Origin of the sequence: Pseudomonas sp. NFIX10 (genome assembly GCF_900111955.1) — a bacterium.
GTDB classification, from domain to species: Bacteria; Pseudomonadota; Gammaproteobacteria; order Pseudomonadales; family Pseudomonadaceae; genus Aquipseudomonas; species Aquipseudomonas fluorescens_AA.
In genome coordinates this window covers 1-24166 of record NZ_FOKH01000038.1, presented here as the reverse complement: position 1 = coordinate 24166, position 24166 = coordinate 1, and the positions used below count along the sequence as shown (strand labels likewise).

The 24166-nt window shown below is 58.7% G+C and carries 21 protein-coding genes; 5 read left to right on the top strand and 16 right to left on the bottom strand.

The annotated features are described in order from the left end of the window. Window positions 1-5 precede the first annotated feature (5 nt). The 9 genes from sucD to sdhC form a co-directional block, all read right to left on the bottom strand. Entirely contained in the window at window positions 6-890 is an 885-nt protein-coding gene (sucD, locus tag BM321_RS25950) for a succinate--CoA ligase subunit alpha (RefSeq protein ID WP_003179236.1), read from the bottom strand. Beyond that, window positions 887-2056 carry an ADP-forming succinate--CoA ligase subunit beta gene (sucC, locus tag BM321_RS25945; RefSeq protein WP_092445665.1) on the bottom strand — a complete coding sequence of 390 codons (1170 nt, stop codon included), beginning with the start codon at window positions 2054-2056 and terminating at the stop codon, window positions 887-889. The genes sucD and sucC overlap by 4 nt, the downstream gene beginning before the upstream one ends. A 197-nt stretch (window positions 2057-2253) precedes the next feature. Then, window positions 2254-3690 carry a dihydrolipoyl dehydrogenase gene (lpdA, locus tag BM321_RS25940; RefSeq protein WP_092445663.1) on the bottom strand — a complete coding sequence of 479 codons (1437 nt, stop codon included), beginning with the start codon at window positions 3688-3690 and terminating at the stop codon, window positions 2254-2256. A gap of 111 nt (window positions 3691-3801) precedes the next feature. Next, on the bottom strand, window positions 3802-5025 hold the full coding sequence (gene odhB / locus BM321_RS25935) for a 2-oxoglutarate dehydrogenase complex dihydrolipoyllysine-residue succinyltransferase (RefSeq protein ID WP_092445661.1): 1224 nt from the start codon (window positions 5023-5025) through the stop codon (window positions 3802-3804). A gap of 43 nt (window positions 5026-5068) precedes the next feature. Further along, window positions 5069-7900 carry a 2-oxoglutarate dehydrogenase E1 component gene (locus BM321_RS25930; RefSeq protein WP_092445659.1) on the bottom strand — a complete coding sequence of 944 codons (2832 nt, stop codon included), beginning with the start codon at window positions 7898-7900 and terminating at the stop codon, window positions 5069-5071. Between the two features lie 262 nt (window positions 7901-8162). Continuing rightward, a complete protein-coding gene (locus BM321_RS25925) occupies window positions 8163-8867 on the bottom strand; it encodes a succinate dehydrogenase iron-sulfur subunit (RefSeq protein ID WP_092445657.1) in 705 nt (234 codons plus the stop codon). An 11-nt stretch (window positions 8868-8878) separates the two neighbouring features. Continuing rightward, window positions 8879-10651, bottom strand: coding sequence for a succinate dehydrogenase flavoprotein subunit (gene sdhA / locus BM321_RS25920; protein ID WP_092445655.1), 1773 nt, complete (start codon window positions 10649-10651; stop codon window positions 8879-8881). 3 nt (window positions 10652-10654) lie between these two features. Then, window positions 10655-11023, bottom strand: coding sequence for a succinate dehydrogenase, hydrophobic membrane anchor protein (sdhD, locus tag BM321_RS25915; RefSeq protein WP_092445653.1), 369 nt, complete (start codon window positions 11021-11023; stop codon window positions 10655-10657). Continuing rightward, window positions 11017-11391, bottom strand: coding sequence for a succinate dehydrogenase, cytochrome b556 subunit (sdhC, locus tag BM321_RS25910; RefSeq protein WP_003179220.1), 375 nt, complete (start codon window positions 11389-11391; stop codon window positions 11017-11019). Before sdhC ends, sdhD begins: the two co-directional genes overlap by 7 nt. 365 nt (window positions 11392-11756) lie before the next feature. On the opposite strand from sdhC, the gene gltA reads away from it, so the two are divergent. Continuing rightward, window positions 11757-13046: a citrate synthase gene (gene gltA / locus BM321_RS25905; RefSeq protein ID WP_003204440.1), complete on the top strand. Its 1290-nt coding sequence runs from the start codon at window positions 11757-11759 to the stop codon at window positions 13044-13046. Between the two features lie 302 nt (window positions 13047-13348). Here the strand turns inward: gltA and BM321_RS25900 are convergent, their stop codons facing one another. From BM321_RS25900 to BM321_RS25890, 3 genes are all read right to left on the bottom strand, one after another. Continuing rightward, window positions 13349-15007, bottom strand: coding sequence for a cation acetate symporter (locus BM321_RS25900; protein ID WP_092445651.1), 1659 nt, complete (start codon window positions 15005-15007; stop codon window positions 13349-13351). Continuing rightward, window positions 15004-15315, bottom strand: coding sequence for a DUF485 domain-containing protein (locus BM321_RS25895; protein ID WP_072393609.1), 312 nt, complete (start codon window positions 15313-15315; stop codon window positions 15004-15006). The genes BM321_RS25900 and BM321_RS25895 overlap by 4 nt, the downstream gene beginning before the upstream one ends. 318 nt (window positions 15316-15633) lie before the next feature. After that, the gene (locus tag BM321_RS25890; RefSeq protein WP_092445649.1) at window positions 15634-16488 is read right to left on the bottom strand and encodes a glycine betaine ABC transporter substrate-binding protein; all 855 of its coding nucleotides are present in this window, start codon (window positions 16486-16488) and stop codon (window positions 15634-15636) included. 425 nt (window positions 16489-16913) lie between these two features. Here BM321_RS25890 and BM321_RS25885 point away from each other — a divergent pair, with 425 nt between their 5' ends. After that, entirely contained in the window at window positions 16914-18212 is a 1299-nt protein-coding gene (locus BM321_RS25885; protein WP_060741153.1) for an alpha/beta fold hydrolase, read from the top strand. Then, complete coding sequence (locus BM321_RS25880) at window positions 18205-18993, top strand: MlaA family lipoprotein (protein ID WP_092201786.1); 789 nt, start codon at window positions 18205-18207, stop codon at window positions 18991-18993. Before BM321_RS25885 ends, BM321_RS25880 begins: the two co-directional genes overlap by 8 nt. A gap of 150 nt (window positions 18994-19143) precedes the next feature. Here the strand turns inward: BM321_RS25880 and BM321_RS25875 are convergent, their stop codons facing one another. From BM321_RS25875 to BM321_RS25865, 3 genes are all read right to left on the bottom strand, one after another. Then, window positions 19144-20109, bottom strand: coding sequence for a WaaS/CpsH family glycosyltransferase (locus BM321_RS25875; protein ID WP_092445647.1), 966 nt, complete (start codon window positions 20107-20109; stop codon window positions 19144-19146). A 118-nt stretch (window positions 20110-20227) separates the two neighbouring features. Next, window positions 20228-21370: an acyltransferase family protein gene (locus tag BM321_RS25870; RefSeq protein WP_092445645.1), complete on the bottom strand. Its 1143-nt coding sequence runs from the start codon at window positions 21368-21370 to the stop codon at window positions 20228-20230. A gap of 64 nt (window positions 21371-21434) precedes the next feature. Beyond that, window positions 21435-22349 carry a DUF808 domain-containing protein gene (locus BM321_RS25865; RefSeq protein WP_092445644.1) on the bottom strand — a complete coding sequence of 305 codons (915 nt, stop codon included), beginning with the start codon at window positions 22347-22349 and terminating at the stop codon, window positions 21435-21437. Window positions 22350-22480: 131 nt separating this feature from the next. Here BM321_RS25865 and BM321_RS25860 point away from each other — a divergent pair, with 131 nt between their 5' ends. Beyond that, window positions 22481-23086 carry a TetR/AcrR family transcriptional regulator gene (locus tag BM321_RS25860; protein ID WP_092445642.1) on the top strand — a complete coding sequence of 202 codons (606 nt, stop codon included), beginning with the start codon at window positions 22481-22483 and terminating at the stop codon, window positions 23084-23086. Between the two features lie 63 nt (window positions 23087-23149). Here BM321_RS25860 and BM321_RS25855 read toward each other — a convergent pair whose 3' ends face one another. Continuing rightward, the gene (locus tag BM321_RS25855) at window positions 23150-23674 is read right to left on the bottom strand and encodes an REP-associated tyrosine transposase (protein ID WP_256573507.1); all 525 of its coding nucleotides are present in this window, start codon (window positions 23672-23674) and stop codon (window positions 23150-23152) included. Between the two features lie 206 nt (window positions 23675-23880). On the opposite strand from BM321_RS25855, the gene BM321_RS25850 reads away from it, so the two are divergent. After that, window positions 23881-24166, top strand: a 286-nt coding sequence (locus BM321_RS25850) for a transposase (RefSeq protein ID WP_139236217.1), incomplete at its 3' end; no start/stop codon positions are given.

Genomic DNA, 24166 nt, shown 5'->3' with positions numbered 1-24166 from the left:
GAAGCTTACTTCTTCATTTCCCAGCCAGTCAGCTCGGCCAGGGCCTTGCCGATGTCTGCCAGCGAACGCACGGTTTTCACGCCTGCGTCTTGCAGTGCAGCGAATTTCTCGTCTGCAGTGCCTTTGCCGCCAGAGATGATTGCGCCAGCATGGCCCATGCGCTTGCCCGGAGGAGCAGTCACACCCGCGATGTAGGAAACAACCGGCTTGGTCACGTTGGCCTTGATGTAGGCAGCCGCTTCTTCTTCAGCCGAACCGCCGATCTCACCGATCATCACGATCGCTTCGGTCTTCGGGTCTTCCTGGAACAGCTTCAGGATGTCGATGAAGTTCGAACCCGGGATCGGGTCACCGCCGATGCCGACGCAAGTCGACTGACCGAAACCGGCGTCAGTGGTCTGCTTCACGGCTTCGTAGGTCAGGGTGCCGGAACGGGAAACGATACCGACCTTGCCTGGCAAGTGAATGTGACCTGGCATGATGCCGATCTTGCATTCGCCTGGGGTGATCACGCCTGGGCAGTTAGGGCCGATCAGGGTGATACCCAGCTCGTCGCACTTGACCTTGGCTTCCAGCATGTCGATGGTCGGGATGCCTTCGGTGATGCAGACGATCAGCTTGATGCCGCCGAACGCCGCTTCAAGGATGGAGTCCTTGCAGAAAGGAGCCGGAACGTAGATCACGCTGGCGGTGGCGCCAGTGGCAGCTACAGCGTCTTTCACGGTGTTGAACACGGGCAGGCCCAGGTGCTCGGTGCCGCCTTTGCCTGGGGTTACGCCGCCAACCATCTTGGTGCCGTATTCGATGGCTTGCTGGGTGTGGAAACTACCTTGCGAACCGGTAATGCCCTGGCAGATAACCTTGGTGTCTTTATTGATCAGGACGCTCATTGTTTGCCCTCCGCAGCTTTGACGACTTGTTGAGCAGCGTCGGTCAGGCTGGTAGCAGCGATGATGTTCAAACCGCTTTCTGCCAGTACTTTAGCGCCCAGCTCAGCGTTGTTGCCTTCGAGGCGAACAACAACCGGGATTTTCACGCCGACTTCTTTCACGGCGCCGATGATGCCTTCGGCAATCATGTCGCAGCGAACGATGCCGCCGAAGATGTTGACCAGTACTGCGGCGACGTTGGTGTCGGACAGGATGATCTTGAACGCTTCGGTAACGCGTTCCTTGGTAGCACCGCCGCCCACGTCGAGGAAGTTGGCTGGCTTGCCGCCATGCAGGTTGACGATGTCCATGGTACCCATGGCCAGGCCGGCACCGTTGACCATGCAGCCGATGTTGCCTTCCAGGGCTACGTAGTTCAGTTCGAACTTGGCAGCGTGCGCTTCGCGCGGATCGTCTTGGGACGGATCGTGGAAAGTCTTCAGCTTAGGCTGACGGTACATGGCGTTGGCGTCGATGTTGATCTTGGCATCGAGGCAGTGCAGGTCGCCGTCGGCCTTGATCACCAGCGGGTTCACTTCCAGCAGTGCCAGGTCGTGGTCCTGGAACAGCTTGGCCAGACCTACGAAGATCTTGGCGAATTGAGTGACCTGCTTGCCTTCCAGGCCTAGCTGGAATGCCAGCTCGCGGCCCTGGAATGGCTGTGCGCCAACCAGTGGATCGATGGTGGCCTTGAGGATTTTCTCAGGGGTATCGTGAGCGATTTTCTCGATGTCCACGCCACCTTCGGTGGAAGCCATGAACACGATACGGCGGCTCGAACGGTCAACGACCGCGCCCAGGTACAGCTCTTTAGCGATATCAGTGCACGATTCAACCAGGATCTTGGTGACTGGCTGACCGTTGGCGTCAGTCTGGTAAGTCACCAGACGCTTGCCCAGCCACTGCTGTGCGAAGGCTTTGGCGTCTTCTTTGCTGCGAACCAGCTTGACGCCGCCCGCTTTACCGCGACCACCGGCGTGAACCTGGGCTTTGACAACCCATTCGCTGCCGCCGATTTTGTCGCAAGCTTCTGCTGCCGCTTCCGGGGTGTCTACTGCGTAGCCGGTGGATACTGGCAGGCCGTATTCAGCGAACAGCTGCTTACCCTGATACTCGTGAAGATTCATGCTTATTACCGTCTTCGTTAGGTACTGCGCATTCGGTGCTGCACCATTTTTGGTGCCGCACCACCTGTGACTGCTGCTTGCGCAGCGTTCCGGTGAACCGGTGCCGCTACGCAAGGCTGCGTCCAGCGGATATTCCGCGGTGAGTCTTGCTCGCAAGGCTCACGACGGGCCATACCGCCGTGGTTTCTTATTGTCTATTAACGCTTCTTGCGGTTGGCCACGTGGATGGCGCCGCCATTTACGGCCAGGGCCGCTTCGTGCAAGGCTTCGGACAGGGTCGGATGGGAGAAGACCATCATGCCCAGGTCTTCAGCGCTGGTGCCGAATTCCATACCGATCGCGCCTTGCTGTACCAGCTCGGCAGCGCTTGGGCCAATCACGTGAACGCCCAATACGCGATCCGTCTTGGCATCGGCGATGACTTTCACGAAACCGCCGGTATCGTTGGCTGCCATGGCACGGCCACTGGCGGCGAACGGGAAGGTGCCGACGTTAACTTCAACGCCTTCGGCTTTCAAGGCCTGCTCGGTCTTGCCGACCCATGCGATTTCCGGGTGGGTGTAGATAACCGACGGGATCAGGTCATAGTTCATCTGGGCCTTGTGGCCCTTGATGCGCTCGACGACCATGATGCCTTCCTCGGACGCCTTGTGCGCCAGCATCATGCCGCGAACCACGTCGCCGATGGCGTAGACGCCTGGCACGGTGGTGGCGCAGAAATCATCAACCTTGATGAAACCGCGTTCGTCGAGGTCCACGCCGCTATCGGCAGCCAGCAGGTCGGTGGTCACCGGACGACGGCCGACCGCAACGATCAGCTTGTCGAAAGTGATGGTCTGTTCGCCGTTGGCGTCGGTGTAGGTCACTACGACTTCTTCGCCGTTGACCTTCGAACCGGTCACGCGAGCGCCCAGCTTGATGTCCAGGCCCTGTTTGGTCAGGGTTTTCAGCGCTTCCTTGGAAACCGCAGCGTCAGCCGCCATCAGGAAGGTGTCGAGGGCTTCGAGAACGGTCACTTGCGCGCCCAGGCGCGACCATACCGAACCCAGCTCGAGGCCGATCACGCCGGCGCCGATCACGCCCAGGCGTTTTGGTACGCTCTGGAATTCCAGGGCACCGGTGGAATCGACGATCACGTTCTGGTCGACCGGAGCCGGTGGAATGTCGATCGGACGCGAGCCTGGCGCCAGGATGACGTTTTCGGCTTCGATCACTTCAACCGAGCCGTCTGGCTTGGTCACTTCGACTTTCTTGCCCAGCAGCAGCTTGCCGTGGCCCTGGATCGAGGTCACACCGTTGGCCTTGAACAGGGTGGCAACACCGCTGGTCAGGTTCTTGACGATGCCAGCCTTGCGACCAACCATCGCGGCGACGTCCATCTTCACTTCACCGGTAGAGATACCGTGAACGTTGAAGCTTTCTTTCGCTTCCTTGTATTTCCAGGAGCTGTCCAGCAGCGCCTTGGAAGGAATGCAACCGACGTTCAGGCAAGTACCGCCGAGGGCCTGCTTGCCCTCGCCATCGGTGTATTTCTCGATGCAGGCAGTGGTAAGGCCCAGTTGCGCAGCCTTGATGGCCGCTACGTAGCCGCCAGGGCCCGCACCAATCACTACCACGTCGAATTTCTGAGTCATGAGTCATTCCTTTTCGAATCAAACCGGACGATCACTTGTGGTGACCGTCGAGGGACGAAACCGGTTGTTTCAGCAAGAGGCCGGTCGACAGACCGGCCCTCGCGGCGAAAATCAGATATCCAGCAGCAGACGAGCCGGATCTTCAAGCAGGTTCTTGATGGTGACCAGGAACGTCACGGCTTCTTTGCCGTCGATCAGGCGGTGATCGTAGGACAGTGCCAGATACATCATCGGACGAATCACGACTTGACCGTTGATCGCCATCGGACGCTGCAGGATGTTGTGCATGCCCAGGATAGCCGCCTGTGGCGGGTTGACGATCGGGGTCGACATCATCGAACCGAATGTACCACCGTTAGTGATGGTGAACGTACCGCCGGTCATCTCTTCGATGGACAGCTTGCCGTCACGGGCCTTCTTGCCGAAGGTGGCGATGCCGCCTTCGATTTCGGCCAGGCTCATCAGTTCGGCGTTGCGCAGGACCGGAACCACCAGGCCACGGTCGCTGGAAACGGCGACGCCGATATCGGCATAACCGTGGTAGACGATGTCGGAACCGTCGATCGACGCGTTGACCGCCGGGAAGCGCTTCAGCGCTTCGGTGGCAGCCTTGACGAAGAACGACATGAAGCCCAGGCGTACGCCATTGTGGGACTTCTCGAACAGATCCTTGTACTTCGAACGCAGGGCCATGACTTCGGTCATGTCGACTTCGTTGAAGGTGGTCAGCATCGCCATGTTCGACTGTGCTTCGACCAGACGCTCGGCAACCTTGGCACGCAGGCGGGTCATCGGAACGCGTTTTTCAACGCGATCACCGGCAGCGAACACCGGAGCGGCGGCGGCAGGTGCGGCTGGCTTGGCCGGTGCGGCGGCTGGCGCGGCTTTCTTGGCGGCAACGGCTGCCACCACGTCTTCCTTGGTCACACGACCGCCCTTGCCGGTGCCGGCAACGGAAGCGATGTTGATGCCGTTCTCTTCGGCGATCTTGCGCGCGGCCGGAGCGGCGACTGGATCGTCTTCGCCGTCGGCAGCAGGCGCTGCGGCCTGGGCAGCGGCAGGAGCAGCAGCGGCGGCCGGAGCAGCGGCAGCGGTGCCGCCCTCTTCGATCGAGCCCAATACCTGGTTGGACAGGACGGTAGCGCCCTCTTCGGCAACGATTGCGCCGAGCACGCCGTCAGCTTCGGCCAACACTTCCAGAACGACTTTGTCGGTCTCGATGTCGACGATCAGGTCGTCACGCTTTACAGCGTCGCCTGGTTTCTTGTGCCAGGTGGCAACGGTGCCATCGGCAACCGATTCCGGGAATGACGGGGCTTTGATTTCGATAGCCATTATCTGTGGGTCCTTAAAATTCGGTTTCAGTCAGCACGAAGGCTTAAACAGTGAAAGCATCTTGCAGCAGTTTTTCCTGCTGCTCGGCGTGCATCGACGCATAACCACACGCAGGTGCAGCGGAAGCATCACGGCCGGCATATTCCAGGCCCAGGGCCTTGTTATGGTTGCCGATGCTGCGACGCAGGTGATGCTGGCTGCTGTACCAGGCGCCCTGGTTCATCGGTTCTTCCTGACACCACACCACGTGGGTGAGGTTGGTGTAAGGCGCGATGGCCTCCATCAGGTCTTCTTCCGGGAACGGATAGAGCTGCTCGATACGCACGATGGCGATGTCTTCGCGGCCTTCGGCACGACGTTTTTCCAGCAGGTCGTAGTAGACCTTGCCGCTGCACAGGATCAGGCGAGTCACCTTCGCCGCGTCCAGCGTGTCGATTTCCGGAATAACGGTCTGGAACGAGCCTTCGGCCAGGTCTTCGAGCGTGGAGATCGCCAGTTTGTGACGCAGCAGCGACTTCGGTGTCAGCACGATCAGCGGCTTGCGCAGCGGACGGATGACCTGACGACGCAGCAGGTGGTAGATCTGCGCCGGTGTCGTCGGTACGCAAACCTGGACGTTGTGCTCGGCGCACAGCTGCAGGTAGCGTTCCAGACGTGCCGACGAGTGCTCCGGCCCCTGCCCTTCATAACCGTGTGGCAACAGCATGGTCAGACCGCAGAGACGGCCCCACTTGTGCTCGCCGCTGGTGATGAACTGGTCGACAACCACCTGGGCACCGTTGGCGAAGTCGCCGAACTGGGCTTCCCAGATCACCAGCGCGTTGGGCTCGGTGGTGGAGTAGCCATATTCGAACGCCAGGACGGCTTCCTCGGACAGCAGCGAATCGTACAGGTCGAAACGTGGCTGGCCCTTGTACAGGTGTTGCAGCGGGATGTAGGTGCTGGCGTCTTTCTGGTTGTGCAGCGCCGCGTGGCGGTGCGAGAAAGTGCCGCGGCCTACGTCCTGGCCGGTGATGCGAATCGGGTGGCCTTCGAACGCCAGGGTCGCGTACGCCATGGTTTCGGCATAACCCCAGTTGATCGGCAGGCCGCCGGCTTGCATCTTCTGCCGGTCTTCGTAGATCTTCGCGACCTGGCGCTGGACCACGAAGCCTTCCGGGATTTCCAGCAGCTTGGCGGACAGTTCCTGCAAGGTCTTGAGGTCGAAACGGGTGTCGTGACGCGCGGTCCAGGCGTGGCCCAGGTATGGACGCCAGTCCACGAACAGCTCTTTGTTCGGTTCCTTGACCAGGCTTTTTACCACGTGCAGGCCGTTGTCCAGGGCGTTGCGGTATTCGTCGACTTTTTCCTGGACGCGCTCGGCATCCAGAACACCGCCCTGGGTCAGGCGCTCGGCATACAGCTCACGGGTGGTGCGCTGCTTGGCGATCTGCTGGTACATCAGGGGCTGGGTGCCGCTTGGCTCGTCGGCCTCGTTGTGGCCGCGACGACGGTAGCAGACCAGGTCGATCACCACGTCGCGCTTGTACTGCATGCGGTAGTCGATGGCCAGCTGGGTCACGAACAGCACGGCTTCCGGATCATCGCCATTCACATGGAGGATCGGCGCCTGGATCATTTTCGCGACGTCGGTCGCGTACTCGGTGGAACGCGAGTCTTCCGGGTTGCTGATGGTGAAGCCAACCTGGTTGTTGATCACGATGTGCACGGTGCCGCCGGTCTTGAAACCGCGGGTCTGCGACATCTGGAAGGTTTCCATGACCACACCCTGACCGGCGAATGCCGCGTCACCGTGGATGGAAATCGGCAGTACCTTCTCGCCGGTCGGATCGTTGCGACGATCCTGGCGGGCACGGACCGACCCCTCGACCACCGGGGAAACGATTTCCAGGTGAGACGGGTTGAACGCCATGGCCAGGTGGACTTCGCCGCCGGAGGTCATCACGTTGGACGAGAAGCCCTGGTGGTATTTCACATCACCGGAACCCAACTCGACCTTCTTCTTGCCTTCGAACTCGTCGAACAGTTCGCGCGGGTTCTTGCCGAAGGTGTTGACCAGTACGTTCAAGCGGCCACGGTGGGCCATGCCGATGACGACTTCCTTGGTGCCGTAGGAACCGGAACGCTGGATCAGCTCGTCGAGCATCGGAATCAGGCTTTCGCCGCCTTCCAGGCCGAAACGCTTGGTACCCGGGTACTTGGTGCCCAGGTATTTCTCCAGGCCTTCACCGGCGGTGACGCGCTCGAGCAAGTGGCTCTTGATGTCGGCGGAGTACGTCGGACGGCCACGAACGCTTTCCAGACGCTGCTGGAACCACTGGCGCTGCTCGGAATCGGTGATGTGCGTAAATTCAGCGCCGATGGTGCGGCAATATGTCTGCTGCAACGCTTCGTGAATTTCGCGTAGGCTCGCTTCCTCTTTGCCGATGAACAGGTCGCCGGCACGGAAGGTCGTATCAAGGTCGGCATTGGTCAAGCCGTAGTGAGTGATCGACAGGTCTGCAGGTGCAGGACGCTGCCACAGCCCCAGCGGGTCAAGCTGGGCTGCCTGGTGGCCACGCATCCGGTAGGCCTGGATCAGTCGCAATACTTCAACTTGCTTCTTCTCGTGCTCGGAGCTCACGCTGCCGGCAGACACCGGTTGAGCGCGGCGCTGGTTCTTTGCCAGCAACACAAAATGATCGCGAATCGTCGAGTGCGAAACATCAGTGGCAGAATTACCGTCGGCCGGTAGCTTCTGAAAGTAGGTGCGCCATTCTTCTGGCACAGCGTTAGGGTCGTGCAGGTAGAGTTCGTAGAGCTCTTCCACATAGGCAGCGTTACCACCGGAGAGGTGGGCACTGTTCCACATGCGCTGCATCACGCTTTCTTGCATGCTTGGTCACCCTCGATTAGGGGAACACCACCGGCGAAAACACCGAGCAAACTTGCAGAAGTCCGAGTGCAGCGACTAAAACAAGCCACTTAGGATCACGCTGATAGTCCGGGTACCAGCCCGGATGCCCCTGCTTGTCTCATTTCTTCAAAATAAGAACCACCGCTTTGTGAGCGGCTGTTCTGGTTATAGCCAAGACGCGGGTTGAAGCCCGCGCCCTGGCCTTTACGGGTACAACGGTCCTACGGGTACAGCAGCTGAATCACACGCCGCTTTGCAGCAGCATGTTACGAATGTGACCGATGGCCTTAGTCGGGTTCAGGCCTTTCGGGCAAACGTTGACGCAGTTCATGATCCCGCGGCAGCGGAATACGCTGAACGGGTCATCCAGCGAAGCCAGACGCTCGGACGTCTTGGTGTCACGGCTGTCTGCCAGGAAGCGGTACGCTTGCAGCAGGGCGGCCGGGCCCAGGAACTTGTCCGGGTTCCACCAGAAGGATGGGCACGAGGTCGAGCAGCAAGCGCACAGGATGCACTCGTACAGACCGTCGAGCTTCTCACGCTCTTCCGGAGACTGCAGACGCTCGATGGCCGGAGCCGGCGTATCGTTCTGCAGGAATGGCTTCACCTTCTCGTATTGCTTGTAGAAGATGCTCATATCGACGACCAGGTCACGGATAACCGGCAAACCTGGCAATGGACGAATCATCAGCTTGTTGCCCTTGACCACGGCCGACAACGGCGTGATGCAGGCCAGGCCGTTCTTGCCGTTGATGTTCATGCCGTCGGAGCCGCAAACGCCCTCGCGGCAAGAGCGACGATAGGAAAACCCCTCGTCCTGCTCTTTGATCAGGGCCAGCACGTCCAGCACCATCAGGTCCTTACCACCGGTATCGACCTGGAAGTCCTGCATGAACGGCGCAGCGTCCTGATCAGGGTTGTAGCGATAAACACTGACTTGCAACATAGCGGTCACCCTTAATAAGTCCGGACTTTTGGTTCGAAAGTCGGAACAGTCTTCGGCGAGAAGTTCACGGCACGCTTGGCGACGCGTTTTTCACCCGGGAAGTACAAGGTGTGGCACAGCCAGTTTTCGTCGTCACGGTCTTCGAAGTCTTCGCGGGCGTGGGCACCACGGGACTCTTTACGCACTTCTGCGGCGATGGCGGTGGCTTCGGCCACTTCCAGCAGGTTCTGCAATTCCAGCGCTTCGATACGGGCAGTGTTGAACGCCTGCGACTTATCGTTGATCTTCACGTTGGCGATTCGTTCACGCAATTGCGCCAGCTGGGCGATACCCTTCTGCATGTATTCGCCGGTACGGAACACACCGAAGTAGTTCTGCATGCAGCTCTGCAGCTCGCGACGCAGGGTTGCCACGTCTTCGCCTTCGGTACGCTGGTTCAGAGCGGACAGACGCGCCAGGGCAGCTTCGATGTTGGCGTCGGTGGCATCGTCATATTCGATACCGTCGGACAGCGCTTTCTCCAGGTGCAGGCCGGCAGCGCGACCGAAGACCACCAGGTCGAGCAGCGAGTTGCCGCCCAGGCGGTTGGCACCGTGGACCGATACGCACGCCACTTCACCCACTGCGAACAGGCCAGGGATGATTTCGTCCACGCCTTCGGCGTTCTGGGTGATCGCCTGGCCGTGAATGTTGGTGGCAACGCCGCCCATCATATAGTGGCAGGTTGGAACCACTGGAACCGGCGCGACGACCGGGTCGACGTGGGCGAAGGTCTTCGACAGCTCGCAGATGCCTGGCAGGCGGCTGTGCAGCACTTCCTCGCCCAGGTGATCGAGCTTGAGCAGCACGTGGTCGCCATTCGGGCCACAGCCGTTGCCGGCGATGATTTCTTTAACCATCGAACGAGCCACAACGTCACGACCGGCGAGGTCCTTGGCGTTCGGCGCATAACGTTCCATGAAACGCTCGCCGTGCTTGTTGATCAGGTAACCACCTTCACCACGGCACCCTTCGGTCACCAGTACACCGGCGCCGGCGATGCCGGTCGGGTGGAACTGCCACATTTCGATGTCTTGTACCGGCACGCCAGCACGCAGGGCCATGCCGACGCCGTCACCGGTGTTGATCAGGGCATTGGTGGTGGATGCGTAGATACGGCCCGCACCGCCGGTCGCCAGTACGGTGGCCTTGGCGCGGATGTAGGTGGTTTCGCCGGTTTCGATGCAGATCGCGATCACACCGACGAAGGCGCCGTCCTGGTTCTTCACCAGGTCGACGGCGTAGTACTCGTTCAGGAACGTGGTACCGGCTTTCAGGTTGCCCTGGTACAGGGTGTGCAGCAGTGCGTGACCGGTACGGTCGGACGCCGCGCAAGTACGCGCGGCCTGGCCGCCCTTGCCGTAGTCCTTGGACTGGCCACCGAACGGACGCTGGTAGATACGACCTTGCTCGGTACGCGAGAAGGGCATGCCCATGTGGTCCAGCTCGAACACCGCGGCCGGGCCTTCCTGACACATGTATTCGATAGCGTCCTGGTCACCGATGTAGTCGGAACCCTTGACGGTATCGTACATGTGCCAGCGCCAGTCATCGTTCGGGTCGGCCGAAGCGATGGCGCAGGTAATGCCGCCCTGGGCGGAAACGGTGTGCGAGCGCGTCGGGAAAACCTTGGTGATCACGGCAGTCTTGTGACCGCCCTGTGCCAGTTGCAGCGCTGCGCGCATGCCGGCACCGCCACCACCAATGATGATGGCGTCGAAAGAAATCGTTGGAATGTTAGCCATGGATCAGATACCCCAGAGAATCTGCACACCCCAGACGAAGTAAGCGAACATCGCAACGCCGCATACTGCCTGGAAAAGGAAACGTACGGCAGTCGCCGACTGGCCGAACGCCATGGGCGTCAGGTAGTCGGTCGCGATGGTCCACATGCCGACCCAGGCGTGAGCGCCCAGTGCGACAAGTGCCAGCAGACTGAAGATACGCATCCAGTTGTTTGCGAACAGTTCATGCCATTGGGCATAGCCCAGGCCAGGGTTTGCCACGACATATCCGATCAGGAAAATGAAGTAAGCCGCGAGAACGACCGCAGACACACGCTGGGCCATCCAGTCGTAAAGGCCCGAACGCGAAAGGTTCGTGACGTTGGTTACCATATCCAGACTCCTGCCAGAACGATCAGCACCGCAGACACGGCGATAATGATTTTCGAGCCCAGCTTGCCGCCTTCCAGCGTCTCACCGATGCCCATGTCCATGATCAAGTGGCGCACACCGGCGACCAAGTGATACAGCAAGGCGGACAGGATGCCCCAAATCACTAGCTTGGCTAGCGGACTGGTCAGACACGCTTTCACCTGACCGAAGCCTTCTTCCGAATCGAGCGACTTGTCCAATGCATAAAGCATGATGGCCAGGCTGACGAAGAGGATGACACCGGAAATACGGTGAAGAATGGACGTGTAAGCAGTGACTGGGAGTTTGATGGTCCTTAGGTCTAGGTTTACAGGTCGTTGGCTTTTCACGGCTTTTTTTTCACACTGAAGAGCCCCTAACAATCAGGGCAAAGTTGTTGGGGCGCGCACTGGTCAGGTACTCACCACCCAGGGAGTGACGACCCCCAAGAAAGCAGGCCCAAAAGCCCCTGGCGGTCGGTGGCCGAGTATAGACAGTTAGGCTACTAATGACAACGCGTTCACCTTCCCCTAATAGCGCATTGCACATATGGCGCAAAAGGCGTAAACGGCAGGTAATTTCGCGGAAAAAGTGCGGTTAAAGCCTTCTGGAGCAAGACTTTAGGCAAATTGACTTTCGGATTTATCTCACTATAGTGGTGCGGGCCCTGCGTGGGGGGTCTGTCTGATGATTTCAAGCATTAATAGGAGGCCACATGGCTGACAAAAAAGCGCAGTTGATCATCGAGGGCGCAGCCCCCGTCGAGCTGCCCATTTTAACCGGCACCGTTGGTCCCGATGTAATCGACGTACGGGGCCTGACGGCCACGGGCCGTTTCACCTTTGACCCAGGTTTCATGTCGACCGCCTCGTGCGAGTCGAAAATCACCTACATCGACGGCGACAACGGCATCCTGCTGCACCGCGGCTACCCGATCGAGCAACTGGCTGAAAAATCGGACTACCTGGAAACCTGCTACCTGCTGCTCAACGGCGAACTGCCAACCGCCGAGCAAAAAGCCCAGTTCGTCAGCACCGTGAAGAACCACACCATGGTTCACGAGCAGTTGAAGACCTTCTTCAACGGCTTCCGTCGCGATGCCCACCCGATGGCCGTCATGTGCGGCGTTGTCGGCGCGCTCTCGGCCTTCTACCACGACTCCCTGGACATCAATAACCCCCAGCATCGCGAAATCTCCGCGATCCGCCTGGTGGCGAAGATGCCGACCCTGGCAGCCATGGTCTACAAGTACTCCATGGGCCAGCCCATGATGTACCCGCGCAACGACCTGACCTATGCAGAGAACTTCCTGCATATGATGTTCAACACCCCGTGCGAGATCAAACCGATCAGCCCGGTGCTCGCCAAGGCCATGGACCGGATCTTCATCCTCCATGCCGACCACGAGCAGAACGCCTCCACGTCCACCGTACGCCTGGCCGGCTCTTCGGGCGCCAACCCGTTCGCCTGTATCGCCGCCGGCATCGCCGCACTCTGGGGCCCTGCCCACGGCGGTGCGAACGAAGCGGTGCTGACCATGCTCGATGAAATCGGCGATGTCTCGAACATCGACAAGTTCATCGCCAAGGCCAAGGACAAGAACGATCCGTTCAAGCTGATGGGCTTCGGTCACCGGGTCTACAAGAACCGCGACCCGCGCGCTACCGTAATGAAGCAGACCTGCGACGAAGTGCTCAAGGAACTGGGGATCAAGAACGATCCGCAACTCGAACTGGCCATGCGCCTGGAAGAGATCGCCCTGACCGACCCGTACTTCATCGAGCGCTCGCTGTACCCGAACGTCGACTTCTACTCGGGGATCATCCTCAAGGCGATCGGCATTCCAACCAGCATGTTCACCGTGATTTTCGCCCTGGCGCGGACCGTCGGCTGGATCTCCCACTGGAAGGAAATGCTCTCCAGCCCGTACAAGATCGGCCGCCCGCGCCAGCTGTACACCGGCTACGAGTCGCGTGACATCACCCAGCTGGAAGACCGCAAGTAAGACCCGCCTTGCAATAGGCCCCAAGCTGCACCGAAACAGCCCCTGCTTCTTATATAAGAGCAGGGGCTGTTTTGTTTATGCCTCTTTTCATCTGATCCAGAAGCGGCATTGACAGTCCCGACGCCATCGCGAGCAAGCTCGCTCCCACAGTTGACCTGTTAATACAAACCCCGTGCTCACTGGAGATCCCCTGTGGGAGCGAGCTTGCTCGCGATGACGGCAGCCCTGCCACCCTTAAACCCGGCACAAAAAAATACCCCAGCCTCTCGACCGGGGTATTTCTTCAAGCATTGACCGCTACATCAATGTTTAACCGCCCCACTCGCCCCCAGGCCAGTCTGCGAACGCACGAACTGCGGGAAGAACAACGCCCGTTCGTTTGCGCCTTCAGCCGACTTGTCGGTGATGGAGAAGAACCAGATGCCGACGAACGCAATGATCATCGAGAACAGCGCCGGGTACTCATACGGGAAGATCGCCTTCTCGTGACCCATGATCTGCACCCAGATGGTCGGGCCGAGGATCATCAGGCCCACGGCACTGACCAGGCCCAGCCAGCCGCCGACCATGGCGCCACGGGTGGTCAGCTTCTTCCAGTACATCGAAAGCAGCAGTACCGGGAAGTTGCAGCTCGCCGCGATGGAGAACGCCAGGCCCACCATGAACGCGATGTTCTGCTTCTCGAACAGGATACCCAGGCCGATCGCCAGCACCGCCAGGGCGATGGTGGTGATTTTCGAGACGCGAATCTCGTCCTTCTCGTTGGCCTTGCCTTTCTTGATCACGCTGGCATACAGGTCATGGGACACCGCCGAGGCACCGGCCAGGGTCAGGCCCGCTACCACCGCCAGGATGGTCGCGAACGCCACCGCCGAAATGAAGCCCAGGAAGATGCTACCGCCCACAGCGTTGGACAGGTGCACCGCCGCCATGTTGTTACCGCCCAGCAAGGCACCTGCCGCGTCCTTGAAGGCCGGGTTGGTGCTGACCAGCAGGATCGCGCCGAAGCCGATGATGAAGGTCAGGATGTAGAAGTAACCGATGAAGCCGGTGGCATACAGCACGCTCTTGCGCGCTTCCTTGGCGTCGCTCACGGTGAAGAAGCGCATCAGGATGTGCGGCAGGCCAGCGGTACCGAACATCAGCGCCAGGCCCAGGGAGAAGGCCGAGATCGGATCCTTCACCAAGCCGCCGGGGCTCATGATCGCCTCGCCTTTAGGGTGAACCTTCACCGCTTCGGCAAACAGCATGTTGAAGTCGAAGTTGACGTGTTTCATGACCATCAACGCCATGAACGAAGCACCCGACAGCAGCAAGACCGCCTTGATGATCTGCACCCAAGTGGTGGCCAGCATGCCGCCGAACAGCACGTAGAGGCACATCAGGATACCCACCAGGATCACCGCAACGTGGTAGTCCAGGCCGAACAGCAGCTGGATCAGCTTGCCGGCACCGACCATTTGCGCGATCAGGTAGAACGCCACCACCACCAGCGAGCCGCAGGCGGACAGACTGCGGATCTGGGTTTGCCCGAGGCGATAGGACGCCACGTCGGCAAAGGTATATTTACCCAGGTTGCGCAGGCGTTCAGCGATCAGGAACAGGATGATCGGCCAGCCCACCAGGAAGCCGATGGAGTAGATCAGGCCGTCATAACCGGAGGTGAACACCAGCGCGGAAATGCCCAGGAAGGACGCCGCCGACATGTAGTCGCCCGCGATTGCCAGGCCATTCTGGAACCCGGTGATCTTGCCGCCGGCCGCATAATAGTCGGCCGCCGAGTTGTTTTTCTTGGACGCCCAGTAGGTGATATATAAAGTCGCGCCGACGAAGGCCACGAACATCAGGATAGCCGCGACGTTGAGGGGTTGTTTCTGCACGGCACCGGTCAGTGCATCAGCCGCCCAGGCGCCCGGTGCGAATGCCGCGATGCTCAATAGAGCCAGTAGACGCCGGATCATTGCTGAGCCTCCTTGAGAATCGCATTGTTCAGGTCGTCGAACTCGCCGTTGGCACGTCGCACGTAGATACCGGTCAGGACGAAGGCCGAGAGAATCAGGCCGACACCGATGGGAATACCCCAGGTGATGGTGGACTCAGGCGTGATCTTGGCCCCGAGAATGTGTGGCCCATAGGCGATCAGAAGAATGAAGCCGGAATACAGCCCAAGCATGATCGCCGAGAGAATCCAGGCGAACCTTTCCCTTTTTCTCACCAGCTCCTTGAAGCGCGGGCTGTTTTGAATCGAGAGGTAAATGCTGTCGTTCATTGTTTTTATCCTCGCAGCACAGATTTAATTGGAACGACCCTACTCTATGCGGCTCAAGGCCAGGTTCCAGACGACCTTAGTATTAGAACGACATGACGGTTTTGCCAGTTTTCCGCACATTATTCGTAATCCCCCCTGTGGGAGCGAGCTTGCTCGCGATGACGGCGCCACATTCAACATCGATGCAAGCAGACACATCGCTATCGCGAGCAAGCTCGCTCCCACAAAGGGGTCCGGCACCCATCGAAGAATTACAGGCACAAAAAAGCCGCATGACACAACGTCATGCGGCTTCGCGAGCCAGCTAAATCAGATTGATTACTTGCCGGTCCACTCCTTCACGCGGTCCGGGTGCTTGGCGACCCAGTCCTTGGCAGCGGCGTCCGGCTTGGCGCCTTCCTGGATCGCCAGCATGACTTCGCCGATCTCGTCTTTCGACGCCCATTGGAATTTCTTCAGGAACTCGACCACTTCCGGGGCCTTGGTGCCCAGTTCCTTGCTGCCGATGCTGTTTACAGTCTCAGCCGCGCCGTAGACGCCTTTCGGGTCTTCCAGGAAGCGCAGTTTCCACTTGGCGAACATCCAGTGCGGCACCCAACCGGTGACCGCGATGGATTCGTTTTTCTTCTCGGCACGGGTCAGCTCGGCGATCATGCCGGCGCCGGAACTGGCCTTGAGTTGATAACCGGTCAGGTCGTAATCCTTGATTGCCTGTTCGGTCTTGAGCATCACGCCTGAACCGGCGTCGATGCCGACGATGCGCTTCTTGAAGGAGTCGTCGGTCTTGAGATCCTCGAGCGACTTGGCCTTGACGTACTCCGGCACGATCAGGCCGATTTTTGCGTCCTTGAAGTTGGGGCCGTAATCGACTACCGAGTCCTTGTTCTTGGTCCAATAGTCGCCGTGAGTCACCGGCAGCCAGGCCGAGAGCATCGCGTCGAGTTTGCCGGTGGCCACGCCTTGCCACATGATCCCGGTCGCGACCGCTTGCAGCTTCACGTCATAACCGAGTTTTTGCTTGATCACTTCGGCGGCCACGTGGGTGGTCGCGACGCTGTCGGACCAGCCGTCAACGTAACCGATGCTCAGGGTTTTGGTTTCGGCGCTGGCCAAGGTGGAACTGATGGCCAGTACCAGTGCGGCACCTGCGCCCAAGAGTCGTCGCATCTTCATCGTTACTTCCCCGAAAGTGCTGCGCCCGACGGATGCCGGGCGGCGTCAACGTATAGTTATGATGCTCAGCGCCCCCATCACGCTCGCCCTCAAACCGGTCTGAACGCCAGTGGAGTACTGACAGGATCGATCATCAACCTGTGACGTTGCGCAACCTGCTCTGTCTGCGACGTCGAAGCAACGAGAAACGACATCAGAACGCCAGCTACTGTTTCCAGGCAATTGGCGCTTCCTCACACGTGAGATTTGCAGGCCAAAATCCGGTAAATGCCAGATAACTAGCCGTAACTGCACATGACCGTGTATCGTCCCGCTACTATCGCGCCCCGTCCGTGCCTGTTTTGTGCCCATCATGGCACTTGGCTCCGCTTCGGTGGTCATAGGCTGCGAACTTCATTCGGCACCTTCCTCTAAGGGATCCAGTCATGCTCCGTTCCTTGCGCTTCGCTGCCCTCCTCGGCGGCCTTATCCTGAGTGCGTCCGCGCTGGCGGCAGATATTGACGCCGCCAGCTATGGCTACCCCTTGACCAACCCGTTCGAGGCGACCATCGCCACCACGCCGCCGGACCTGCGTCCGGAGCTGCCGCTGATCGAAGACATCAATCAGGCGGACCACAGCCTGACCCTGCGCCCGGAACGCGAGTTCATCCTGCCGGACAACTTCTGGCCGGTAAAAAGCCTCACCTACCGCATGGCCACCCAGGACAAGCCCGCGCCGCTGATCTTCCTGATCGCCGGCACCGGTGCGCGCTACGACAGCACCCTCAACGAATACCTCAAGCGCCTCTACTACAAGGCCGGCTACCACGTGGTGCAGTTGTCCTCGCCCACCAGTTTCGACTTCATGAGTGCCGCTTCGCGCTTTGCCACGCCGGGCATTTCCAAGGAAGACGCCGAGGACATGTACCGGGTGATGCAGGCCGTGCGCGCGCAGAACCCCAAGCTGCCGGTGACCGAGTACTACCTGACTGGCTACAGCCTCGGCGCCCTGGATGCGGCCTTTGTCGCCCACCTGGACGAAACCCGGCGCAGCTTCAATTTCAAGAAAGTGCTGCTGCTGAACCCGCCGGTGAACCTCTACACCTCGATCACCAACCTGGACAAACTGGTCCAGACCGAAGTCAAGGGCATCAACAGCACCACGACCTTCTATGAACTGGTACTGAACAAGCTGACCCGTTACTTCCAGCAAAAAGGCTACATCGACCTCAACGATGCCCTGCTCTACGACTTCCAACAGTCCAAGCAGCACCTGAGCAATGAACAGATGGCGATGTTGATCGGCACCTCGTTCCGTTTCTCGGCGGCGGACATCGCGTTCACCTCGGACCTGATCAACCGTCGCGGCCTGATCATCCCCCCCAAGTTCCCGATCACCGAAAGCACCAGCCTGACGCCGTTCCTCAAGCGTGCGCTGCAATGCGATTTCGACTGTTACCTCACCGAGCAGGTGATCCCGATGTGGCGCGCGCGCACCGACGGCGGCAGCCTGCTGCAACTGGTCGACCAGGTCAGCCTGTACGCGCTGAAGGATTACCTGCACGACAGCCCGAAGATTGCCGTCATGCACAATGCCGACGACGTCATTCTCGGCCCGGGCGACCTGGGCTTCCTGCGCAAGACCTTTGGCGATCGCCTGACGGTTTATCCGCTGGGCGGCCACTGCGGCAACCTTAACTACCGCGTCAACAGCGACGCCATGCTGGAGTTTTTCCGTGGCTAAATATCTGCTGCTTATCGCTGCGTTAATGAGTGCGGGCATGGTCCACGCCGACAACAGCAAAGCCAATGCGCCTGTGGTGGTGGATTCGGACGGTTTCAAGGAACCGCTGACCAAACTCAAGTTCAACCCGGGGCTGGACCAGCGCGAGTTCGAGCGCTCGACCCTCAACGCGTTGAACGTCTATGACCCGCTGGAATCCTGGAACCGCCGGGTCTATCACTTCAACTACCGCTTCGACCAATGGGTCTTCCTGCCCGTCGTCGATGGCTATCGCTACATTACCCCTGGCTTCGTGCGCACCGGGGTCAGCAATTTCTTCAACAACCTGGGGGACGTGCCGAACCTGATGAACAGCCTGCTGCAATTCAAGGGCAAGCGTTCAATGGAAACCACGGCGCGGCTGCTGCTCAACACCACTGTGGGCATCGCCGGCCTGTGGGACCCGGCCACCGCCATGGGCCTGCCGCGCCAGAGCGAAGACTTCGGCCAGACCCTCGGCTTCTATGGCGTACCGGCCGGCGCGTATTTCGTGCTGCCGATCTTCGGCCCGTCGAACCTGCGCGACACCTCGGGCCTGCTGGTGGACTACACGGCCGAATCGGCGATCAACTTCCTGAACGTCTCCGAAGTCAGCTCCAACCACCCGGAGTTGCTGCTCCTGCGCGGCGTCGACAAGCGCTACCAGACCAGTTTCCGCTATGGGCAACTGAACACGCCCTTCGAGTATGAGAAGGTGCGTTACGTGTACACCGAATCGCGCAAGTTGCAGATCGCGGAGTAATCCCGCGCAAGAGTGCAGTTGCGCCTTGTGCGGATGTGCTTAATAACTGACTCCACCTGCCTGGCGTCCCATAAACAAAAAGCCCCCCGGCATTCTCGATGACGGGGGGCTTTTCACAGTACAGGGCTATGCATTGTGGCGCAGCAGGCCCTATCGCCGATCATCGGCAAGTGGAGCAAACACTTCGCTCGCCCAGCTACTCATGCTGTACTTCTGGACCACATCCGCAGGTGGATCAATGTACTCCTCAACGAGAAATGACGGCGGGATAACAGGGCAGTCACTGTCAATGACCAGAATGTTCCGCGCATCATAAAAATCGTAATTCATTACCGACGGATTGTTGGTGATGATCTTCTTCCGGTAGAACAAAGCGTCGAAGAAGCGAAAGCTCAGGCCTGCATGACCCGGCCGGACGATATCGATCAGGATTTCCGAGCGTCTAATCAGGTCGCCAACTTCCTCGAGCGACATTCTTTCCCTGAAAAAAGTGATAGCGGGGCTGGCGTTTTCGATCACCTTGCTTTGTACCAGGAACTTATAATTGGTGTGGCCAAGACGATCAAATTCCGCTGCAATTCTGCCCAGCACGTCAATGCGATTCTTACCCGCCATCACTACAAACGCCTTGTATTCACGCGTAGTTTCAAGCTCTGTATTGAGCTCGTAGATGTAGTTACTGAGCTTCCGATACCCATATTCCCGGGCGTCTGCATCGTCGAAAGTGTAGACCTTGTCGAAACGGGCTAACTGAGCAACCGACATGGCAAGTCTTGCAACACCGTCAGACAGGAACGCGACTGTCTGCTGTCCTGCAACCATTGCCTGATCGACAAGAGTGATATCGATCTGCGCGGGATTGATGATGAGTACAGAGTCGACTTTCCCGGCCTTTTGAATCTGGCGGCGCGCTGCACGAACTGTCAGGAATTTCTTCAGCCATCGTCGCAGCTTTCCGGGCAGAAACCGAATCTCATCGCGCGGTGCAGACAGATCAACGAAAGTGACCTCGTTATTTTCGGATAAGTAATCGCTAAGCCGCTTGACATAACCACCGACGTCCCGACAAACGATCAGGAGCTTTTGCGATGTAATATCGGGAGGCAGATAGGCCATTTCGTTCTCGTAAAAAAGGTTAAAGATACCGGGGTCTTCCGGAATTTGTAGCTGAATTATTACGAATGTCTGTCACACAGCATCCATTCTGATCGATGGATCAGAACGCATTTGGCAATCATATTTTCTCGACTGCTCTATCAAGCCTCTTGAGGGGCGATATGATGAATGGTCGCTCGATTGACCAATAGGTCAAAACGCTCAACGCGCTCACCGCCAGAATGATAAGCGGCAAATACCATGCATAGCCAACGGGTGTGTATTCTGTGAAGTTGTATATTTTCAGTAGGCTGAACAAACTGTAGATCACGATACCGTGCAGCAGATAGATACTGTAGCTCGCTTCCCCGAGTACTTTTAACCCCTTATGTTCCAAGAGTCCGTGCAGGTTGTTGCCAAGAACGAACAGTCCAAACGGAATACCGAGAATCAACATCTGCCCCGTTGAATATGAGCGCATCTTCAGACTCGCAAGCAGGATCCCGGCGGCAATAAGAGAGCACCAGAGATTTGAAAAGCTGAGCGACGTCTTGCGCAGCCGAGGTTCAAAAAAGGCGACAGCCATACCCACCAGAAATAGCTTGATGTACCGCTTGTGAAATACGTGATGATACTCCGACCACAAGATTGCAATTGCGCCAATGGAAATCAGCAAGGCGAGGATCGGCAGCCGGCGACGGAACAGGCAGTATATGAGCGGGAGCGAGAGATAGAAAAGCGCCTCATACATCAGTGTCCACTGCACAGAAGCGTTAATCAGTTTGCTGTCTGGAAATCCATTGATCGGTCCTCCCAGGAAAATTAACCAGCTGCCGAATGCGGCAAAATTGTCGAGCAATGGGCTTAGCTCTCCCCTTGTCTGGTAGAAACTGATAGCGGCAACCAAAAGAACAGACGCGATGTACATTGGGAAGATGCGACGCAATCGAGAGGAAAGCAGCGGGCCCCACTTGGGCTGCCCTCTGATCACTTTTTGTGTAAAAAGGTAGCCCGTGATCATAAAGAACAAGGACACCGGTACGGCCCCCATATTGTTGATGACGCGGCTGTCAGTGACTTGCCAGGTTCCGGTGCTGTGCCACATAAAGGTGATGGCGAAGTGGTGAACCACCACCGCTGTTGCAAGGACTCCACGCAGGCCATCCAACGACGAGACCCGGTGCTGTGCTTCAGGGGCGAGCAAAGGGAAGCGCCCGGCAACCAAGCAGAACACCACGACAGAAAGCACATACAGCGTCAGCAATTGAAAGGTTTCGATCATTGATTTTTCCAAATGTATTAGCTGGCCCCGACCCGAGGTCGAGAGCAGTTAACGGTTGTCAGCTTCAGCCTTTCAGCGCTTTCCAAACCTTGCCGACCGCCGTCACTCCCACCAACACCGCCGCCCCTGCGACGATCCCCGCCACGGCATTGAGCAACGTCGGCACGATAAACCCGGCACCACCGGCGCTGGCCGTCACGCCTTCGATCCAGTGATGCACCACTGGCACGCCATGGGTCAGGATGCCACCGCCCACCAGGAACATCGCCGCGGTGCCGATCACCGACAGGCTTTTCATCATGTAGGGTGCCGCACTCAGGATCGCACCGCCGATGCTTTTGGCGGCCTGGCCTGGCTTGTGCGTCAACCAGAGTCCCAGGTCATCGAGCTTGACGATCCCGGCCACCAGGCCATAGACGCCAATGGTCATGACGATGGCGATGCCCGACAGGACGATCACCTGCTGGGTCAGTGCTGCGTCGGCGACGGTGCCGAGGGTGATGGCGATGATTTCGGCCGAGAGGATGAAGTCGGTGCGTACAGCGCCCTTGATCTTGTCCTTTTCAAAAGCCACCAGATCGACCGCCGGATCCGCCACCGCCTCGACCAGTTGCGCATGTTCGGCCTGGTCCTCGGCCTTGCTGTGAAGGAACTTGTGGGCGAGCTTTTCGAACCCCTCGAAGCATAAATAGGCGCCGCCCACCATCAACAACGGCGTCACCAACCAAGGGACGAAGGCGCTGATCGCCAGCGCCGACGGCACCAGGATCAATTTGTTGATGAACGATCCCTTGGCCACCGCCCACACCACTGGCAGCTCCCGCTCGGCACGCACGCCCGACACTTGCTGGGCATTGAGCGCCAGGTCGTCGCCCAGCACGCCGGCGGTTTTCTTGGCGGCCATCTTGGTCATCAGCGCGACATCGTCGAGCACGGTGGCGATGTCGTCGATCAATACCAGCAAACTGCTTCCAGCCATGAAGGGGCTCCTTGAATAATAATGCCGCGCAGCATACCGCGAGCCGCGGCGCCTTGGGGCATTCTTGAGCGTCGCGCGAAGCCGGTGCTACCATGCGCCTCCGCCAGAACAGGCAAGGAACCCCTGGGTTTATGAGCACAATCCGCGAGCGCAACAAAGAATTGATCCTGCGTGCCGCCAGCGAAGAATTTGCCGACAAGGGCTTCGCCGCGACCAAGACCAGCGACATCGCGGCCAAGGCAGGCCTGCCCAAACCCAACGTCTACTACTACTTCAAATCCAAGGAAAACCTCTACCGCGAGGTGCTGGAAAGCATCATCGAGCCGATTCTCCAGGCCTCGACACCGTTCAATGCCGACGGTGTGCCCGGCGAGGTGCTGAGCCATTACATCCGCTCCAAGATCCGCATCTCCCGCGACCTGCCCTTCGCCTCGAAAGTCTTCGCCAGCGAAATCATGCACGGCGCCCCCCACCTGAGCCCCGATCTGGTGGAACAACTCAACGCCCAGGCCCGGCACAACATCACCTGCATCCAGAGCTGGATCGACCGCGGCCAGATCGCCCCCATCGACCCCAACCACCTGATGTTCAGCATCTGGGCCGCCACCCAGACCTATGCCGACTTCGACTGGCAGATCAGCGCCGTGACCGGCAAGGCGAAGCTGGATGAAGCGGATTACGAAGCCGCGGCGCAGACGATCATTCGGTTGGTGTTGAAGGGGTGTGAACCAGACTGAAGACCGAGTTGCCTTCAATCGCGAGCAAGCTCGCTCCCACACTGGGTTTGCGGTGTCTAGACATTATGTGTCCAGCATCAACCCTGTGGGAGCGAGCTTGCTCGCGATTGAAGGCACCTCGACTTCAGATTGAACCCATATCGCATCCCACAGTGGATAGTCACCCAATCGCGTCACCAGACCTGCCCGCAGCGGGTTGGCGACAACGTAGCGAGCGAGCTTGACCAAGTCCTCCTCGCGCCGCAGCGCTCGGTCATGGTATCCCTGTTGCCACAGGCTACCTTGTCGCCCAGAGGACAGGTTCACCGCCCGAGCACTTAAAGACTTGGTTTTTTGCATCAACTCATTCAACGAGCCTTGCTGCAATTCAATCAACCAATGGAAATGATCAGGCATAACCACCCGCGCCAATGACTTCGCCCATTTCTTATCCTGGGCACACCGAAATTGTTCAACGACCAATCTGCCTAAAGCGAAATCCTGGAAAATCGGCTTTCGCCCAACCGTGTTAGTGGTCAATAAATAGATTCGATTCAACTCACCGTAACGGCCAGTGCGCAAGCGATGTGAAGCAGGTAGATCAGGCATTCCTTCGCCTCTCCAATGATCAGGTCATCAAAGGCTAGGCCCGTTGATTTTTGGATGCCGGGCTGACTCTTGGCTGGATGTGTCTGACAGATCGTCATCGCGAGCAAGCTCGCTCCCACACTGGGTTTGCGGTATTTAGACATCATGTGTCCAGGGGAGTGTCAGAAATTTTGTGTTCGGGCATAACATGAGTAAGAGGTGCATGTATGCCAACCAAAAAGAAACCCCTGCGTGACCTGCCCAAAATCCCCAAAGAGCTGCTTGAGCAGTTTGGTGAGGGGCTGATGACAGCGGAAGCCATCGAGGACGCCTCGGCAGCGTTCAAGAAGGCCCTGATTGAACGAGCCTTGACCGCTGAACTCGGCCACCACTTGGGCTATCCCCCGGGCGCGCAGCGCCCGGAGGATGAAACTAATCAGCGCAATGGCAAGAGTGGAAAAACCGTTTTGACCGGAGATGGTCCGCTGCGGCTGGATATCCCACGCGACCGGG

Coding starts and splice junctions, on each gene's coding strand:
- sucD (WP_003179236.1), bottom strand. CDS start 890: ATGAGCGTCCTGATCAATAAAGACACCAAGGTTATCTGCCAGGGCATT.
- sucC (WP_092445665.1), bottom strand. CDS start 2,056: ATGAATCTTCACGAGTATCAGGGTAAGCAGCTGTTCGCTGAATACGGC.
- lpdA (WP_092445663.1), bottom strand. CDS start 3,690: ATGACTCAGAAATTCGACGTGGTAGTGATTGGTGCGGGCCCTGGCGGC.
- odhB (WP_092445661.1), bottom strand. CDS start 5,025: ATGGCTATCGAAATCAAAGCCCCGTCATTCCCGGAATCGGTTGCCGAT.
- BM321_RS25930 (WP_092445659.1), bottom strand. CDS start 7,900: ATGCAAGAAAGCGTGATGCAGCGCATGTGGAACAGTGCCCACCTCTCC.
- BM321_RS25925 (WP_092445657.1), bottom strand. CDS start 8,867: ATGTTGCAAGTCAGTGTTTATCGCTACAACCCTGATCAGGACGCTGCG.
- sdhA (WP_092445655.1), bottom strand. CDS start 10,651: ATGGCTAACATTCCAACGATTTCTTTCGACGCCATCATCATTGGTGGT.
- sdhD (WP_092445653.1), bottom strand. CDS start 11,023: ATGGTAACCAACGTCACGAACCTTTCGCGTTCGGGCCTTTACGACTGG.
- gltA (WP_003204440.1), top strand. CDS start 11,757: ATGGCTGACAAAAAAGCGCAGTTGATCATCGAGGGCGCAGCCCCCGTC.
- BM321_RS25900 (WP_092445651.1), bottom strand. CDS start 15,007: ATGATCCGGCGTCTACTGGCTCTATTGAGCATCGCGGCATTCGCACCG.
- BM321_RS25895 (WP_072393609.1), bottom strand. CDS start 15,315: ATGAACGACAGCATTTACCTCTCGATTCAAAACAGCCCGCGCTTCAAG.
- BM321_RS25890 (WP_092445649.1), bottom strand. CDS start 16,488: ATGAAGATGCGACGACTCTTGGGCGCAGGTGCCGCACTGGTACTGGCC.
- BM321_RS25885 (WP_060741153.1), top strand. CDS start 16,914: ATGCTCCGTTCCTTGCGCTTCGCTGCCCTCCTCGGCGGCCTTATCCTG.
- BM321_RS25875 (WP_092445647.1), bottom strand. CDS start 20,109: ATGGCCTATCTGCCTCCCGATATTACATCGCAAAAGCTCCTGATCGTT.
- BM321_RS25870 (WP_092445645.1), bottom strand. CDS start 21,370: ATGATCGAAACCTTTCAATTGCTGACGCTGTATGTGCTTTCTGTCGTG.
- BM321_RS25865 (WP_092445644.1), bottom strand. CDS start 22,349: ATGGCTGGAAGCAGTTTGCTGGTATTGATCGACGACATCGCCACCGTG.
- BM321_RS25860 (WP_092445642.1), top strand. CDS start 22,481: ATGAGCACAATCCGCGAGCGCAACAAAGAATTGATCCTGCGTGCCGCC.
- BM321_RS25855 (WP_256573507.1), bottom strand. CDS start 23,674: ATGCCTGATCTACCTGCTTCACATCGCTTGCGCACTGGCCGTTACGGT.